This is a genomic window from Sphingomonas sp. FUKUSWIS1, from assembly GCF_000733135.1.
GTDB lineage: Bacteria > Pseudomonadota > Alphaproteobacteria > Sphingomonadales > Sphingomonadaceae > Sphingomonas > Sphingomonas aerolata.
Genome location: NZ_JPJC01000090.1, coordinates 1 through 14,777, shown reverse-complemented (window position 1 = coordinate 14,777; position 14,777 = coordinate 1). Strand labels below are relative to the sequence as shown.

The following is a 14,777-nucleotide window of genomic DNA, read 5'->3' as shown; positions in this document are numbered from 1 at the left end:
AGAGAGCGAGGCCGATGATGAAACCGATGGTGACGAGGAAGCGCTGCGCACCGAACCGACCGCCGCGCCGAACGAGCGCGAGGCGCTGCTCGACGATCTCGCCCGGCTCTGCCCCGGCGCGCTGGAGATCTATTATACTGACGTTCCCGATCTGCGCATCCGGCCGCGCTCGCACGCACGCCGGGTGCTGCTGAACGTCTTTGCACATGGCGGCGGGCTCGCCTGCAGGACCAAGGCGAGCGTGGCGGCCTGCCGCGCGCTCGGCTTCGATGCGAACGACGCGCCGGCGGGCGTGTCGATGAGCGCGGCGTTTCCGATCGACCTGTCCCGCCACTCCGCGGCGGATCTGTTCGCAGTCGCCGGTGCCGCCCTCCCCGGCGACTGACCAGCCGGTCGGGGGGGCCGGCCATTGCATGATGTGCCCTGGCGAGCCACAAGCCCGTCAGGGCGCCCGCCCTGCTGCGCAGACCTTCCGATTCCGCGTCTAAACGCGGTTGCCTATGGATCGCTCCAGCGCCTGGCCCCCCACAGGATCAGATCACGGCCGACGAACACGACGCACACGTCGCCAATGGCAAACGCCAGGCCCAGCCATGTCCATCCATGAGATAGCAGCAATGCGGGCCACGCGACGGCGAGCACGATCAGCAGCACGCCGATCGGCCGCGTCAGGCGGTTCCACCACCGCCGCGGCACGACCTGATGGCTGTAGACGATGACGCTGCCATCCTCCTGGTACCAGAGCTCGCGCACCTCGTGAATCGGATCAGGTCCTTCCGTCATCGTACGGCTGCGCCCGTTACGCGGTGACGATTCCGCGATCGCGAGACACTATGGGCTGGCATCGATACATTCCCGGGGCTGGCTCGCGATCATCATGGCCATCGCCGCCGCGCCGAAAACCCGGGAATTTCCCCGATGGCCTATCGGCGCCGGATGCGGCTAGGCAGCCCTCAATGCCGCTGCCTCCCTCTCCGCCCCGCCTCTCGATCGGTGCCGTAGCCGGCAAAACAGTGCCACGACTGGCCGACCTTCCCTGGCTCATCGGCTATGCAGCGGCGTTCGCGGCCGCGCACCAGGCCGCGGCAGGCTGGGGCGGTCAGGGCTTCTACTCGCTGCTCTATCCCGCCGCGGGCGTCAGGCTGGCGCTGCTGTGGAGCCGTGGCCCGCGGCTGACGCTGGCGGTGATGGCGACGGAACTGATCGTGCAGACGATCGCCGGCATCATCGTTCCGGGTCAGGCCGGCTGGCTGACCGCGGCAAACGGCGTCGCCCGGCCCGCGCTGACCTATGGCATCGTCGTCTGGCTGGTCCGCCACGTCGCGGCGCGGTCGCAATCGAGCCTCGGCGTCGCGCCGATGCCGCTCGGCCTCGCCGCAGTCACCGCGCCGGTCGCGGCGACCATGGCGGCGCTGCCCTGGACCTTGTTCAGTCCCGAATTAACGGGCGTCTCGGGCCTTCGTCAGACGGTGGCATCGCTGACAGGCTTTGTCGTCGGCGACCTGCTCGGCGTGTTGCTGATCGCCCCGCCCTTGCTCTGGGTGGTCCATGCGGGGCAGGACCGGCCCCGGGCACTGCACCGCCCGACGCTCCGCCAGCTTGCCGGACTGGCCGAAGCGGCCCTCGTCCTCGGCGCAGCGATCGCCGCGAGCACGCTGCTGGCAGAGATCGGGCTGGGCGTGCCCGCCGCCCCAGCGCTGCTCGCGGTCGCCTGGATCGGCTTGCGCTTCGGCCGCACCGCAGGCTGGTGCGCGATCGTGATCGTCGCGGCGATCGTCCTCCCCTTTACCGCGACCGAACTGCCCGTCGCCGAACGGCTCGCCTTGCACATGAGCCTCGCATCGATCGTCGTCGTCGGCTACCTCGCCGGCAGCTTCGCCGATGCGCAGGCGCGGGCCCAAAGCGACCTGTCGCGGCGCGACCGCATGCTGTTCCAGGCGGAACGGCTGAAGACGCTGCGCGCCATGTCGGTGGCGGTGATCCACGAGATCAGCCAGCCGCTTTCGACGCTGGCGATCGAGGCCAAGCACCTGCACGAGATCACCGTCGCCGCCGATCCGGACATCGCCCAGACCGCCGCGCTGATCGACCGCAAGGCGGCGGCGCTGTCCACTCTGGTCCGCCGGCTGCGCCGTTTCGGCGGTCGATCGGTCGACGAACCGAGCGCCCTGCCCCTGTCCGCGCTGGTCGAGACCGTCACGGCATTGACCCGTGCCGAGGCCAGGGCGGCGCGGGTCGTGGTGGAGGTGTCGCCCATCGATCCCGACTTGGTCGTCTTCGGCCAGGAGATTGAGCTCGCGCAGGCGGTGGTCAATCTGGTCCGCAATGCGGTGCAGGCGTGCGACGGTCGTGTCGCGCTCTCCGCCCATCAGAACGAGGACCGGGTCATGGTCATGGTCGCGAACCGCTGCCCCGATCGGCGGGAAGCACGCCCCGGCATGGGCGTCGGGGCGCTCGTGGCGCGGGCGATCGTCGAAGCCCATGGCGGCACGGTGGAGCGTGTCACGCACGCCGACGGCACCATCTGCGCGACGCTATCCCTCCCGCGCCCCGGAGCCGAGTCATGACACTCCCCGCCAATCAGCCGGATCGTGCCGCCGTCTATGTCGTCGATGACGACCATGACCTCGGCGCGGCCGTCGCACGACTGCTCTGCCGTCACGGTCATGCCGCCGAACCCTTTCTCGACCCGGTCATGCTGCTGTCGGTCTACGCAGAAGCACCGGCGCTGTGCATCGTCACCGACATCATGATGGGCGACCTCGACGGCTTCGGCTTTGCCGACCGCGTGCGGATGATCGACCCCGCGGTTGCGATCGTCTTCATGACCGCGTGGCCGACGACCGCGAATGCCGTGGATTCGGTGCGGCGCTATGGCGGCCTCGATTATCTGGAAAAGCCGCTCGACGAGACACGCCTCCTCAGCGCGGTCGACGAGGGGGTCGCGTGGTCCCGGCGCCAACGCAGCATCCGCGCACGAACCGCAGCCCTGTCGGCGCGCGAACGTCAGGTGTTCGACCTGCTCGTGCAGGGACATAGCAACAAGGCCGTTGCCGACATCCTCGGGCTCAGCCCCAAGACGGTCGAAGATCACCGCGCGGCCATCGTCGCCAAGACCGGTACCAACGGTCTTGCCCAGTTGATCGCGCTCGCGCGGTGACCGCATCCTTTGACGGAGGTTTCATGCCGACCACCACGGCGATCGACGAGACGATGATCGAACGGGCCATTCTCGACCTGCTCAAGACCCGCCGCGAGATCTATCCGTCGCATATCGTCGGCGAATTGCGGCGCAGCCATGCCGGACTGCCGTTGGACCGCACGCGCGACGTGCTCGAGCGCCTTTTCATCGAACGACGCGTCGCGCGCTTATGGCATCGCTACATGCTCCCGGCGGACGTCGAGGCGGTCCGCGCCAAGTGGCTCGGCCTGATCGAACGCCAGGCCGAACGGATCGACGCGGTCGCGGTCGATCCCGCAACGTCGCGCGACGCGCGGGATCTCGTGATGCGCTGGGACGGATGGTCGATGGAGGGGTGTGATTTTGCCGCCTGAGACGCTCTCGCCATCGCGCCTCGCCGCGTTCGAGCGGTGCCCGCGGCAATCGTGGCTGATGACGTTTCGGCCCGACAGCGCAGGCCCGACGAACGATGCCGCCGATCGTCGGGCGACCGCGCATGCGATTGCTGCCGAGGCGCGGCGGCAAATGCCTGACATGGTCATGATCGACCCCGCCTCCGGTCGATCGGCAGCGTCAGCAGCGACCGGCGCAGCGATTGCGACCCGCCAGACCATCGCGGGCGCGCAGTTCTTCCACGACGGCGTGCAGGCGATCGTCGATATCCTCGAACCGGATGGCGACGGCTGGCGCATCATTGCCGTTCGCGGTTCGACCAAGGCAAAGCCGGACCATCTCGCCGCACTCGCGACTCAGGCCTGGGTCGCCGCCGCCAACGGCCTCCGCATCACATCGGTTCACGTCCGCCACCTCGATCGCGACTTCACGCTGGACCGCTCGGGGGACCGCGGCGGGCTGTTCGTCGATACCGACGTGACCGCGCTGGTTGCGCCGATCGTGGCGACACAAGGCGCGCGCATCGGTGCGGCCAAGGCCTTGCTGACACAAAGCGAACCTGCGGCGATCGTCGGCGATCACTGTCACGCGCCGTACACCTGTGTCTTCACCGACTATTGCCACGCAGGTTTGCCGGCGGGTCCGTACTGGCCCGTGACGATCCTGCCGCGCGGCGCAGGCAAAGCGTTCCTGCGCCGCGGCATCGACGACCTGACGCTCGTCCCAGTCGAGGATCTGCGCTCCGACACCGACCGCCGCGTCCACCGCGCCACGATGACCGGGCAGGTCGAGCATGACCCCGCGGGCGCTGCGCAGGTGATGGCCGGCTGGTCGTATCCGCGTACCTGGCTGGACTTCGAAACCGTCAGCGACGCGGTGCCGGTCTGGCCCGGCTGCTCGCCCTATGAGCAGGTGCCGTTTCAATTCGTCGCGGATGTCGAAGCCGCTGACCACGGCATCGTACGGCGCGAGTTCCTCGATCTGAGCGGCAAAGATCCGCGCCGCGCCTGTGCCCAGGCGCTTGCCGCACTGCCACGGACCGGCGCGGTCATCGCCTGGCACGCCCGTTTCGAACGCGACGTCGTGCTGCGCCTCGCGCGTGCCTATCCCGATCTCGCCGCCGTGCTCGACGATCTCGCCGCGCGCATCGTCGACCTGCTGCCCGTCACCCGCGACCATTGGTACCACCGGGACCAGCGCGGAAGCTGGTCGATCAAGGCGGTCCTGCCGACGATCGCACCGCATCTCGATTATGCTACGCTGGCCGTACGGGACGGCGGCGACGCGGTCGCGGCGTATCGCGAAGCGGTCGACGTCGCATCTACGCCAGAGCGCCGCGCCGAACTCGATGCCGCCCTGCGCCTCTATTGCGGCCGGGATGTCGAGGCGATGCGGGTCGTTGCAGAACGGCTGATTGAACCGGGCCCACCTTCCCCCGTTGCATAGACACGTCCAAGGCCCTCTTGCCACCGAACCGTTGCGTCTTCGGCCATCCAGTTTGCGTATCAAATCAGAGACTTCGGGATTGACCTGTTGCGGAGAAACCGTCAGCGTTAGCGCTATCATAAGAGAGGATGTGCTGTGGAAATTACGCGACGCACCGGGCTGGCGATGCTGACGGGTCTTGCCGTATCGGCCGGCGCCCGTGGAACGGCCGCACCTGCGCCGACCGGCCTGCACGGCATCGCCGCGGCCAAGGGGATGCGGCTGGGGTCGAGTTTCGCATGGGGTGCCCCAGGTGCCGATCGCGGCTCGTTCGCGAACCCGGCCTACGCCAACCTGCTCAAGCGCGACTGCGGTCTGCTCGTGGCCGAAAACGAGATGAAGTGGCAGGCGTTGCGGCCGAGCGCGACCGCCTTCGACTTTACCCGCTTCGATGCGATGATGGCCTGGGCGGACGCCAACGCACTGCCGGTGCGCGGGCATAATCTGCTGTGGCATCAGCCCAAATGGATGCCGCGCTGGGAAGAAGCGCATGATTTCGGCGCGCGCCCCGCGCGCGCCGCAGAACATCTGCTGGTCGATCATATCACCACGGTATGCCGCCGCTATGGCACGAGGATCCGCAGCTATGACGTCGTCAACGAGGCGGTCGATCCCAAGGATGCGAGCCTGTACCAGACCGCTTTGTCGCGCGCGCTCGGCAGCCCCGAGGCAACGCTGGACCTGGCCTTCCACACCGCGCGCCGCGTCGCGCCGCACGCGCAGCTGGTCTATAACGACTATATGAGCTGGGAGCCCGGCAACGCCACGCACCGCGCCGGCGTGCTCAAGCTGCTCGAAGGGTTCAAGGCGCGCGGCGTGCCGGTGGATGCGCTGGGGGTGCAATCTCACCTCGTCACCCAGGGAATCGACGCGCGTGCGACGATCGCAGGGCTCGAGGGCGAGTGGCGCCGCTTCCTCGATGCGGTCACCGCGATGGGCTATGGGCTGGTGATCACCGAGCTCGACGTCCGCGACAACGCACTCCCCGCCGATTTCACGGTCCGCGACCAGGCGGTGGCCGATTTCACGCGCGGCTATCTCGACGTGATGCTCGCCTATCCGCAGCTTCGCGACGTGCTGCTGTGGGGGATGACCGACCGATATAGCTGGATCGAGGGGTTCGAGCCGCGCAAGGACAAGGCCCGCCGCCGCCCCTGCCCCTATGACGCCGCGTTCAAGCCCAAACCGATGTACACGGCGATCGCCGCCGCGCTTGCTGCCGCCCCGCCCCGCACCTGACGCCCGAACAAAAAAAGGGCACCGCGGTTGTCGCGCGGCGCCCAGGGGGGAGAACGGGAAAAGGATCGAAAGGGTCGGCCGCCCCGGCCGACCCTTTCGCGCTTATCTGAACGACGCGCGGATCGAGAAGGTGAAGCGGCGATCCGCGATGAACCAGTTGCGCGGCCGCGTCAGCAGATCATCGTTGATCACATATGACGTGCGCGTGATCGAGTTGGTCAGGTTGACGCCCTGGAACCCCATCTTGATCGCTGGCGTCACCGCGTAGAAGATCGAGGCGTCGAGCTGCCCGTATTTCTCCGCGTAGACCGGCGAATTCGGCACGATCACGTCGCGGATCGTCAGCAGGTTCTTGGACCGCCAGTTATACGCGGCGCGTACCTCCAGCCCGTTACGCTGATAGAAGGGCGCGAAGTTGAACTGGTATTTCGACAGCCCCTGCAACGGCAGCCCGCTGGTGTCGACGTTGGAGATGATCCCGGCGGTGACGTTGGGATCGTCGGAGTCGAGATTCTGCTGCGACACGCCCGACGACTTCACGTAGGTGAAATTGGCCGCGAGACCGAACCCGCTCAGGAACCCGGGCAGGAAATCATAAGTCTGCTGATAGCCGACCTCGAACCCCTTCACGCGCCCCGTCTCGGTCGAGTTCAGCGGGGTCGTGATGATCCCGTCGAATGTCGCGCCGTTGTTGGTGAAGCTCTGACGCTGCAGGCTGTTGGTCTGCACGCCGTACAGGTCCTTCTTGAACAGCGACAGCGTGAGCTGGCCGACGTTCGAGAAATACCATTCCGCGGTGACATCGTAATTGTCCGCACGAACCGGCTTCAGAAACGGGTTGCCGACCTGGAAGGTCGCGACCGGCGCGCCGTTGAACAGGATCGTCTGGTCGCTCGTGTTCAGATTGATGTTGTAATAGGACCGGGTCAGCCCGAAATCCGGCGGAGCGACGCTCTTGGTGAACGCCGCGCGGAACTGAAGACCACCGCCCATCGCCAGCTTCACGTTAAAGCTTGGGAGGAAATAGTCGTAGCTCAGCTTGGCGTCGTTGGGCGTCGTGCTGCCGTTCTGGAACGCCGCCGCCGCGTCGCGTACGGCTTGCGGCAACGCGCAGAACCGCGAGACCGGCTGCCCGTTGGTCGGCGCGACGCAGCTGAACGACTGTTGCGGGAAGGCGAAGAAGCCCGACGAGACCCGATCCGTCTTGGTGTACCGCACACCGATATTGCCGCTCAGGTTCCAGCCGTTCGACAGGTCGTTGCCAAATCGCGCCATCGCATAGACCGCGTTGTTGCGCTCGCTGACCGGGTTGATCTCACCGGGCAGGAACGGCGTTCCGGCGACGACGCCGGCACGGCCCGCCAGCGGCACCCAGCCATTGGCACCCGACAGGTTGCTCGTGAAGTTGCGCCATTCCTGCGCGATCTGGCTGATCGCCTGCGTTGCCGCACCATAATCCTGGAGGAACGACCCCGGCACGAACACGCGCCCGCCGTTCGACGAGTCGTTCGCCTTGCCGCGGAAGAAGTTGTCGTAGAGGAAGGCCTGCTGCGGTCCGAGATTGCCCGTATTACGCGTGACGGGATTGCCGTCGATCGGGCGATCGAACCAGACCGGACCACCCGGGCCGGTCGGCGCCGCTGCATTGTCCTGGTTGTTGCCGCCGCCCCAGATCTCGCTGAGCACGCCCCAGTTATAGCCGGTTGAGCGGGCTTCATTCTGGCGATCGGCGAAGCGATAGCCGACGCGGACCGAGGTCAGCCAGCTATCCTCGGGGAAGGAATAATCGAGGTCGATGCGCGCAGCGTCCTCGTTGCCCTCGCTGTCCTCGATATGGTCCATCGCCGAACGGTAGAAGTTGTTATACGCATCGAGATAGCTCGGGTGCGCGGCGTTCTGGTAATTGTTCGGCGTGTTCGTCACCGGGATGAAGTTCACATAGGCCGGGTTGGTCCCGTCGAGCCGGATGTCGGCATTCTGGAAGGTCGTGCCCCAGACGGTCAGGTCGGTGACCTTCACCTGCGACCAGACATGCTGGTAGTCGAGGTTGATGCCGAGCCGGTTCGTCGCCTGCCACTTAAGGTTGAAGCTGGCGTCGTTGGTGCGGAAGCGTGACTGGTTGCCGCGCGAGATGTTGTTGCTCTGCAGGCCGTTGCTCGGCGTGCGCTGATCGCCGCCGTTCGCCGGATCCTGATCGGCACGATAGCCGTTCGGGCCGGTGATGATCCCGCTGGTGAAGACATTATCGTCGTCATAGGCAAAGCTGGTGCCGGGGAAGGGCTGCGTGTCGCCTGCCGCCAGCACGTTGTCGGTCGCGACCTCGATCGAATTCTCGGTCCACGCCTCGCGCGAGTCGGTCCGCAGGAACTGCGCGGTCGCGGTCATCGACTTGTCGGGACTGCGCCACTGGCCGGCGGCCGAATAGCCGTAGCGCGTGCGGTTGAACTCCTGGCTGCGGATCGCCGCGCCACGGGGCACGTAGACGGTGCGGCCGGTGTTGACCACGCCGGTGGTCGCGTCGACCGGCTGCAGCAGCGATCCGTCGGCGCCGATCACGCGCTCGCCCCAGTTCGAGATCTGCACGCTGTCGGCGCGGCTGCGGACCTGCGAGCGCACGAAGCTGGCAAGGATGCCGAAGTCGCCGATGCCGGTTTCCCAGCGATTACTGCCGAGCACCGAGACCGTCGGTGCCGACTTCTTGACGAAATCGCCGTAGTTGTTTTCGAGCGTCCCGCCCAGCACCAGTCCGGTGGAATCGAACGGCAGGCGCGTGCGCAGATTGACCGACCCGCCGATGCCGCCTTCGATCATGTCGGCGGACGGGCTCTTGAACACGTCGACGCCGCCAAGCAGTTCGGCGGGCACGTCGGCGAAGGACAGGCCGCGGCCGTTGTTCGCGCTGAACGAATCCCGGCCGTTGATCTCGGAGCGCGTGTAGCTGAGGCCGCGGACGGTGACGCCCGACCCTTCGGTCGCGAAGTGATCGGGATCGGCACCGGCCGAGAAGCGGCTGATCGACACGCCAGGCACGCGCTGCAGCGCTTCGGTGACCGAACGGTCGGGCAGCGCGCCGATGTCTTCGGACGAGATCGAATCGCCCACGACTTCGGAGTTGCGCTTGATCGCCTGAGCACTCTTCAGGCTCTGGCGGATGCCGGTGACGACGATGTCCTGATCGGCGGCTTCGTCCTGCGGCGTCGCGGTCGACTGCTCGGCCTGCGTCACCTCGGCACCGCCCGAGGGCACCTGCCCGTTGGCGGAGGGCTGTGCCGCGCCCGCCTGGGGCGCCCCGGCCACCGTCGCCGCAGTGCGATCAGAAGATGCGGTACGCCCGGCCGCGTTCGGCGTCAGCGTGGTCTGGCCGGCGGCGGCATCGGCTTGCTGAGCCAGAGCGCCGTTTGGCGCGGCGGCCAGGCACAGCGCAAGCAAGGAGGCACCACCTTTGAGGAGGTTCCCGCGACGCGCGGCGCGTGTGATCTCGAACTTGGCCATGACTCCCGGCATCCCCTCATTGTGTTAGCGCTATCATTTGTAAGCGCTTTTTTCTTACAATGTTTGGTAGCGAGAGGGATGAGTTCGGCCTAGACTGAATCGGACGGTTTTTAAGTGAATTGCTAGGCTTGTTGCATGATTGCAACATAGCCGGGGGGTGGAATTGGACGAACGTGCTCGGCTACGCATCGTTATCGTTGGTGGCGGTACCGCAGGCTGGATGACCGCGGCGACGCTCGGCCTAACGACCGGTACGCCGTCCGCGGCACGGCTGGCCGACATCACGCTGGTCGAGTCCGAGGAGATCGGCACCGTCGGTGTCGGTGAGGCCACGGTGCCACACATCCGTTTCTTCAATCAAAGACTGGGTATCGACGAAGCCGATTTCGTCCGGCGTACCAAGGCGACGTTCAAGCTGGGTATCGAGTTCTGCGATTGGGGTCGGATCGGCGACAGCTACATCCATCCGTTCGGCGATTTCGGGCATGACATCGACGGACTGCCATTCCATCAGCATTGGCTCCACGCGACCCGGGGCAGGCCGGATGAGACGCCCGCGCTCGCCGCCTGCTCGCTCCCGATCGTCGCCGCGCGTGCCGGGCGTTTCACGCCGCCGCTCGACGATCCGCGATCGGTCGGGTCGACCTATTCCTATGCGTATCAGTTCGATGCCGGGCTCTATGCCGCGTATCTGCGCGACTATGCTGAAGCCCGCGGCGTGACGCGGATCGAGGGTCGCGTCGAGCACGTCGAACGGGGCCCGAGCGGTATCGCGGCCCTTCGCCTGGCGGACGGGCAGCGGATCGAGGGTGATCTGTTCGTCGACTGTTCAGGGTTCCGCGCCTTGCTGATCGAAGGCGCCCTGAAGGCGGGACACGAGGATTGGGCGCACTGGCTGCCCTGCGACGCGGCCTGGGCGGTCCCGACGGCGAACACCGGTCCCCCCGTCCCCTATACCCGCGCCACCGCGCGCGACGCCGGCTGGCAATGGCGGATCCCGCTGCAGCATCGCACCGGGAACGGTCATGTCTTCTCGACGCGCTTCACCGATCCGGACCGCGCGCGCGCGGTGCTGCTCGACAATCTCGAGGGCGAGCCCCTGGCCGAGCCGCGGATGCTGCGATTCCGCACCGGGCGTCGGCACCGCCAGTGGATCGACAATTGCGTGGCGATCGGCCTTTCCGCCGGGTTTCTCGAGCCGCTCGAGTCGACCAGCATCCACCTGATCCAGCTGGCCATCGGCAAGCTGATCGAGCTGTTCCCGAACGACGCCGTGCTCGACCCTGCGGATGCCGCGGAATTCAACCGCGCGATGGCGCTGGAATATGACCGCGTCCGCGACTTTCTGGTTCTGCATTATTGCGCGACCGAGCGTGACGACACGCCGTTCTGGCGCCACATGCGGACGATGGACCTGCCCCCCTCGCTGGCCGGGAAGATCGCTGCCTTTCGCGATCGCGGCATCGTCGAACAATATCGCGAGGGCATGTTCCTGCCCGCGAGCTGGCTCGCGGTCTATTATGGCCAGCGAATCATGCCCGAACGCATCCACCCCCTCGTCGCCGCACTGCCCGTCGCGGACGCGCGCGCGCGTGTCGCGGCGGTCGCCGACGCCTGCCGCCGCACCGCCGCGGGGATGCCATCGCATGCGGACTATCTTGCGCGGATCGGGGCTGCCGCGTGACAGCCACGGTCGCTGTGCTGGGCGCGAACCTGTGTGGCTGGATCGCCGCGGCAGCGCTGGCGCGGCGCTTGCCACGCGAGTCCTACCGCGTAGTGGTGATCGACGACGGCACCGGCGGCGATGGCCTGGGCGATTTCGCACCGGTGATCGCGGTGCCGCCAGCGCTCGCGGGCTTCCATGCCGATCTCGGTCTCGATGCGGCGGCACTCGTTCGGATGACGGGCGGCGGCCATGCGCTGGGCGTCGCGTTCGGCGGCTGGCGGGCCGACGGCGCGGCGACGTTCCTGTCTTATGGTGAGACCGGTGCGCCGCTCGAGGGCATCGCGTTCCACCAGCTCGCCGGACGGCTGCGCGCGGCGGGGCACCCGGTCCGGCTGGCCGATCACGCGCTGTCTGCGGTCGCCGCGCAGGCGGGCCGGTTCGCGCCCGGGGCGCCGATCGCGCATGCGCTGCATCTGCCCGTCGCGCCCTATGAAGCGCTGTTGCGCGGGGCGGCGCTGCGAGCGGGGGCCGAACGCGCGTCCGCGGACTTCGTCGATGCCGAGATCGCAGCGAACGGCATCGTCGAGAGGCTGACCCTTGCGGACGGTACCGGGATCGAACCCTGGATCGTCCTCGACTGTTCGGGAACCGACGCGCGCATCGCCAGCCGTACCAGCCCCGCGTCCGAAGACTGGTCCGGCTGGTTGCCCTGCAACCGCACGCATACCGAGACGGTGTCCGCGCAGGGCGCCCCCCCGCCCTATACGCAGGTCGATGCGCAGGACGCGGGCTGGACGGCGACCTGGCCGCTCGACGGCGCGGATGTGCGACTGACGTGCAGCGTTGGCGGCACCGGCAAGCCGTTCCACGCGGCGCGCCGCGTTCAGGCATGGCGGGGCAATTGCATCGCACTAGGCGCCGCCGCGGGTCTGCTCGAACCGCTGCACCCGACCGCACTGACGCTGCTGCTGCGGTCGCTCGCGCAGTTGATCCAGCTCTGGCCCGCTGGACCGCAGGCACCCGTCGAAGCCGCCGCCTTTAACCGCACCGCGGCCGGGGCGCTGCAGGGCGCGCGCGACTTCCTGATCGCGCACTATGCCGTGGCCGGTCGCGCCGGCGCGCTGTGGGACGACCGCCGCGCGGCATCGCTACCCGGACCAGTCGCCGCCAAACACGCTCTGTTCGCGGCGCGCGGGCGGTTGCCGATGTATGACGACGAACCGTTCGAGGAAGAGGATTGGGCGGTGATGTTCGACGCGATGGGCCTCATGCCGCGCCGTTACGATGCGCGCGCGGACATAGTGCCGCTGGCGGCGATCGAACGGCATCTGGCCGAGCAGCGCGCGCGGGTCATCGCGCAGGTCCGCGCGCTTCCCCCTTATGCGCAGGCGATGGCCGCGTTGCGGGCGCGCGCATGACGATCGGCGCCCCCGTCCGCCGCATCGTCATCGTCGGCGGCGGCACGGCCGGCTGGATGGCGGCGGCCGCGCTCGCACGGCTGATCCCGACCGGGGCAAGCATCACCCTGATCGAGTCCGACGCGATCGGCACCGTCGGCGTCGGCGAAGCGACGATCCCGCCGATCCGCGGCTTCAACGCGATGCTGGGAATCGAAGAAGCCGAATTCCTCGCCGCGACCGCGGGGAGCTTCAAGCTCGGGATCGAGTTCGTCAACTGGGGTGCGGTTGGCGAGCGCTATCTGCATCCCTTTGGCGGGTTCGGTTTCGATATCGAGGGTGTGCGCTTCCACCAATATTGGCGTCGCCGCCGCGCCGCCGGGATCGTCGAGGATATCGAGGCCTATTCGCTGTGCGCGGTCGCCGCGCGCGCGGGACGGTTCATACCCCCCTCGCCCGACCCGGCGTCGGTGCTGTCGCAGATGGCGCACGCCTATCATTTCGACGCGGGCCTTTATGCACGCTTCCTGCGCGGCCGCGCCGAGCGCGACGGTGTCGTGCGCGTCGAAGGCGATGTCGTCGATGTCGCGCTCGACGGCGAGACCGGCCATGTCCGCCACGTCACGCTGGCCGGCGACCGCGTCATCGAAGGGGACCTGTTCCTCGACTGTTCGGGGTTCCGCGGCCTGCTGATCGAGCAGACGCTGGGCGCGGGCTATGAGGACTGGACGCACTGGCTGCCCTGCGACCGGGCCGTCGCGATGCCGACCGCGAACGCCGGCGCGGCGATCACCCCCTATACCCGTTCGACCGCGCGCGCGGCCGGCTGGCAATGGCGCATCCCGCTGCAGCACCGCACCGGCAACGGCTATGTCTATAGCAGCGCGCATTGTTCGGACGACAAGGCCGCGGCGACGCTGCGCGCCGGGGTCGACGGCACCCCGCTCGCCGAACCACGCCTGCTGCGCTTCACCGCGGGACGGCGGCGCAAGCAGTGGATCGGCAACGTCGTCGCGTTGGGCCTTGCCTCCGGTTTTACCGAACCGCTCGAATCGACCAGCATCCACATGGTCCAGACCGGCATCTCGAAGCTGCTCGCCTTGTTTCCCGACCAGGGCTTCTCGCCGGTCGAGATCGACACCTATAACCGGCTGGCGGCGACGCAGTTCGACCAGGTCCGCGACTTCCTCATCCTCCATTACCATGCGACGCGCCGCGAGGATTCGCCATTCTGGCGCGAGACGCGTGCGCGGGCGATCCCCGACAGCTTGAGCGAGAAGCTCGCCTTGTGGCGTCGCCGCGGACGCCTGTTCCGGTGGGAGGACGATCTGTTCGCGGAGGCGAGCTGGGTCGCGGTGCTGCTGGGCCAGGGCATCGTTCCCGACGGCTGGGACCGGCTGGCCGATGCGGTCGACGCGCGGGAGGTCGATGCACGGTTCGACCGGCTGCGCGCGATGTTCGCCGATGCCGCATCGCGAATGCCCCGGCACGAGGACTATCTGGCCCGCATTTGCCCGACGCGGGTGCGCGCATGACCGGCACGCTCGGATCGGTCGTGATCGTCGGCGGTGGTACCGCGGGCTGGATGGCCGCGGTCGCGTTCGGCCGACTGCTGGGCCCGGCTGGGACGCGCGTGACGCTCGTGGAATCGGACGACATCGCCACGATCGGCGTCGGCGAGGCAACGATCCCTCCGATCCGCACCTTTCACGCGATGCTCGGGATCGACGAGGACGCATTCCTCCGCGCGACCGGCGGCAGCTACAAGCTCGGCATCCGCTTCGAGGGCTGGACGCGCCCGGGCGAATCCTACGTCCATCCGTTCGGCCAGATCGGGACCGACATCGCCGGCGTGCCATTCGCCGCGCAGTGGCTGCGCGCCCGCCAGGCGGGGGCCGCCGAAGCGCTCGGCGCCTATTCGCTC

Annotated in this window: 12 protein-coding genes; 10 read left to right on the top strand and 2 right to left on the bottom strand. The window is 67.8% G+C overall.

The genetic code is table 11. The features are described 5' to 3' along the window. The coding region (locus tag sphsw_RS19685; RefSeq protein WP_160172612.1) for a hypothetical protein at nucleotides 1-385 on the top strand (385 nt) is incomplete at its 5' end. A gap of 113 nt (nucleotides 386-498) precedes the next feature. Here the strand turns inward: sphsw_RS19685 and sphsw_RS06375 are convergent. Beyond that, nucleotides 499-783: a hypothetical protein gene (locus tag sphsw_RS06375; RefSeq protein WP_037527406.1), complete on the bottom strand. Its 285-nt coding sequence runs from the start codon at nucleotides 781-783 to the stop codon at nucleotides 499-501. Nucleotides 784-1,013: 230 nt separating this feature from the next. Between sphsw_RS06375 and sphsw_RS06370 the strand changes: the two genes are divergently transcribed. The 5 genes from sphsw_RS06370 (at nucleotide 1,014) to sphsw_RS06350 (ending at nucleotide 6,298) form a co-directional block, all read left to right on the top strand. Next, nucleotides 1,014-2,567, top strand: a complete 1,554-nt coding sequence (locus sphsw_RS06370; RefSeq protein WP_128082007.1) for an ATP-binding protein — start codon at nucleotides 1,014-1,016, stop codon at nucleotides 2,565-2,567. Beyond that, nucleotides 2,564-3,160 (top strand): response regulator transcription factor, encoded by a 597-nt coding sequence (locus sphsw_RS06365; protein WP_031393582.1) that lies wholly within the window; start codon nucleotides 2,564-2,566, stop codon nucleotides 3,158-3,160. The genes sphsw_RS06370 and sphsw_RS06365 overlap by 4 nt, the downstream gene beginning before the upstream one ends. A gap of 23 nt (nucleotides 3,161-3,183) precedes the next feature. Next, nucleotides 3,184-3,555, top strand: coding sequence for a hypothetical protein (locus sphsw_RS06360; RefSeq protein ID WP_031439869.1), 372 nt, complete (start codon nucleotides 3,184-3,186; stop codon nucleotides 3,553-3,555). Nucleotides 3,556-3,706: 151 nt separating this feature from the next. After that, complete coding sequence (locus tag sphsw_RS20060; protein ID WP_235188305.1) at nucleotides 3,707-5,020, top strand: DUF2779 domain-containing protein; 1,314 nt, start codon at nucleotides 3,707-3,709, stop codon at nucleotides 5,018-5,020. A 135-nt stretch (nucleotides 5,021-5,155) separates the two neighbouring features. Next, entirely contained in the window at nucleotides 5,156-6,298 is a 1,143-nt protein-coding gene (locus sphsw_RS06350) for an endo-1,4-beta-xylanase (protein WP_031439867.1), read from the top strand. A 102-nt stretch (nucleotides 6,299-6,400) separates the two neighbouring features. Here sphsw_RS06350 and sphsw_RS06345 read toward each other — a convergent pair whose 3' ends face one another. Then, nucleotides 6,401-9,790, bottom strand: a complete 3,390-nt coding sequence (locus tag sphsw_RS06345; protein ID WP_052380858.1) for a TonB-dependent receptor — start codon at nucleotides 9,788-9,790, stop codon at nucleotides 6,401-6,403. 157 nt (nucleotides 9,791-9,947) lie between these two features. On the opposite strand from sphsw_RS06345, the gene sphsw_RS06340 reads away from it, so the two are divergent. From sphsw_RS06340 to sphsw_RS06325, 4 genes are all read left to right on the top strand, one after another. Continuing rightward, nucleotides 9,948-11,474 (top strand): tryptophan halogenase family protein, encoded by a 1,527-nt coding sequence (locus sphsw_RS06340; RefSeq protein ID WP_443024374.1) that lies wholly within the window; start codon nucleotides 9,948-9,950, stop codon nucleotides 11,472-11,474. Beyond that, nucleotides 11,471-12,874, top strand: coding sequence for a tryptophan 7-halogenase (locus sphsw_RS06335; protein WP_081874180.1), 1,404 nt, complete (start codon nucleotides 11,471-11,473; stop codon nucleotides 12,872-12,874). Before sphsw_RS06340 ends, sphsw_RS06335 begins: the two co-directional genes overlap by 4 nt. Next, nucleotides 12,871-14,388 (top strand): tryptophan halogenase family protein, encoded by a 1,518-nt coding sequence (locus sphsw_RS06330; protein ID WP_031439863.1) that lies wholly within the window; start codon nucleotides 12,871-12,873, stop codon nucleotides 14,386-14,388. Before sphsw_RS06335 ends, sphsw_RS06330 begins: the two co-directional genes overlap by 4 nt. Continuing rightward, the coding region (locus sphsw_RS06325; RefSeq protein ID WP_160172611.1) for a tryptophan 7-halogenase at nucleotides 14,385-14,777 on the top strand (393 nt) is incomplete at its 3' end. The genes sphsw_RS06330 and sphsw_RS06325, both read left to right, overlap by 4 nt.

Bases quoted from the DNA above. Each gene is read 5' to 3' on its own strand.
- sphsw_RS06365 (WP_031393582.1), top strand. From the start codon at position 2,564: ATGACACTCCCCGCCAATCAGCCGGATCGTGCCGCCGTCTATGTCGTC.
- sphsw_RS06360 (WP_031439869.1), top strand. From the start codon at position 3,184: ATGCCGACCACCACGGCGATCGACGAGACGATGATCGAACGGGCCATT.
- sphsw_RS06375 (WP_037527406.1), bottom strand. From the start codon at position 783: ATGACGGAAGGACCTGATCCGATTCACGAGGTGCGCGAGCTCTGGTAC.
- sphsw_RS20060 (WP_235188305.1), top strand. From the start codon at position 3,707: ATGCCTGACATGGTCATGATCGACCCCGCCTCCGGTCGATCGGCAGCG.
- sphsw_RS06345 (WP_052380858.1), bottom strand. From the start codon at position 9,790: ATGGCCAAGTTCGAGATCACACGCGCCGCGCGTCGCGGGAACCTCCTC.
- sphsw_RS06330 (WP_031439863.1), top strand. From the start codon at position 12,871: ATGACGATCGGCGCCCCCGTCCGCCGCATCGTCATCGTCGGCGGCGGC.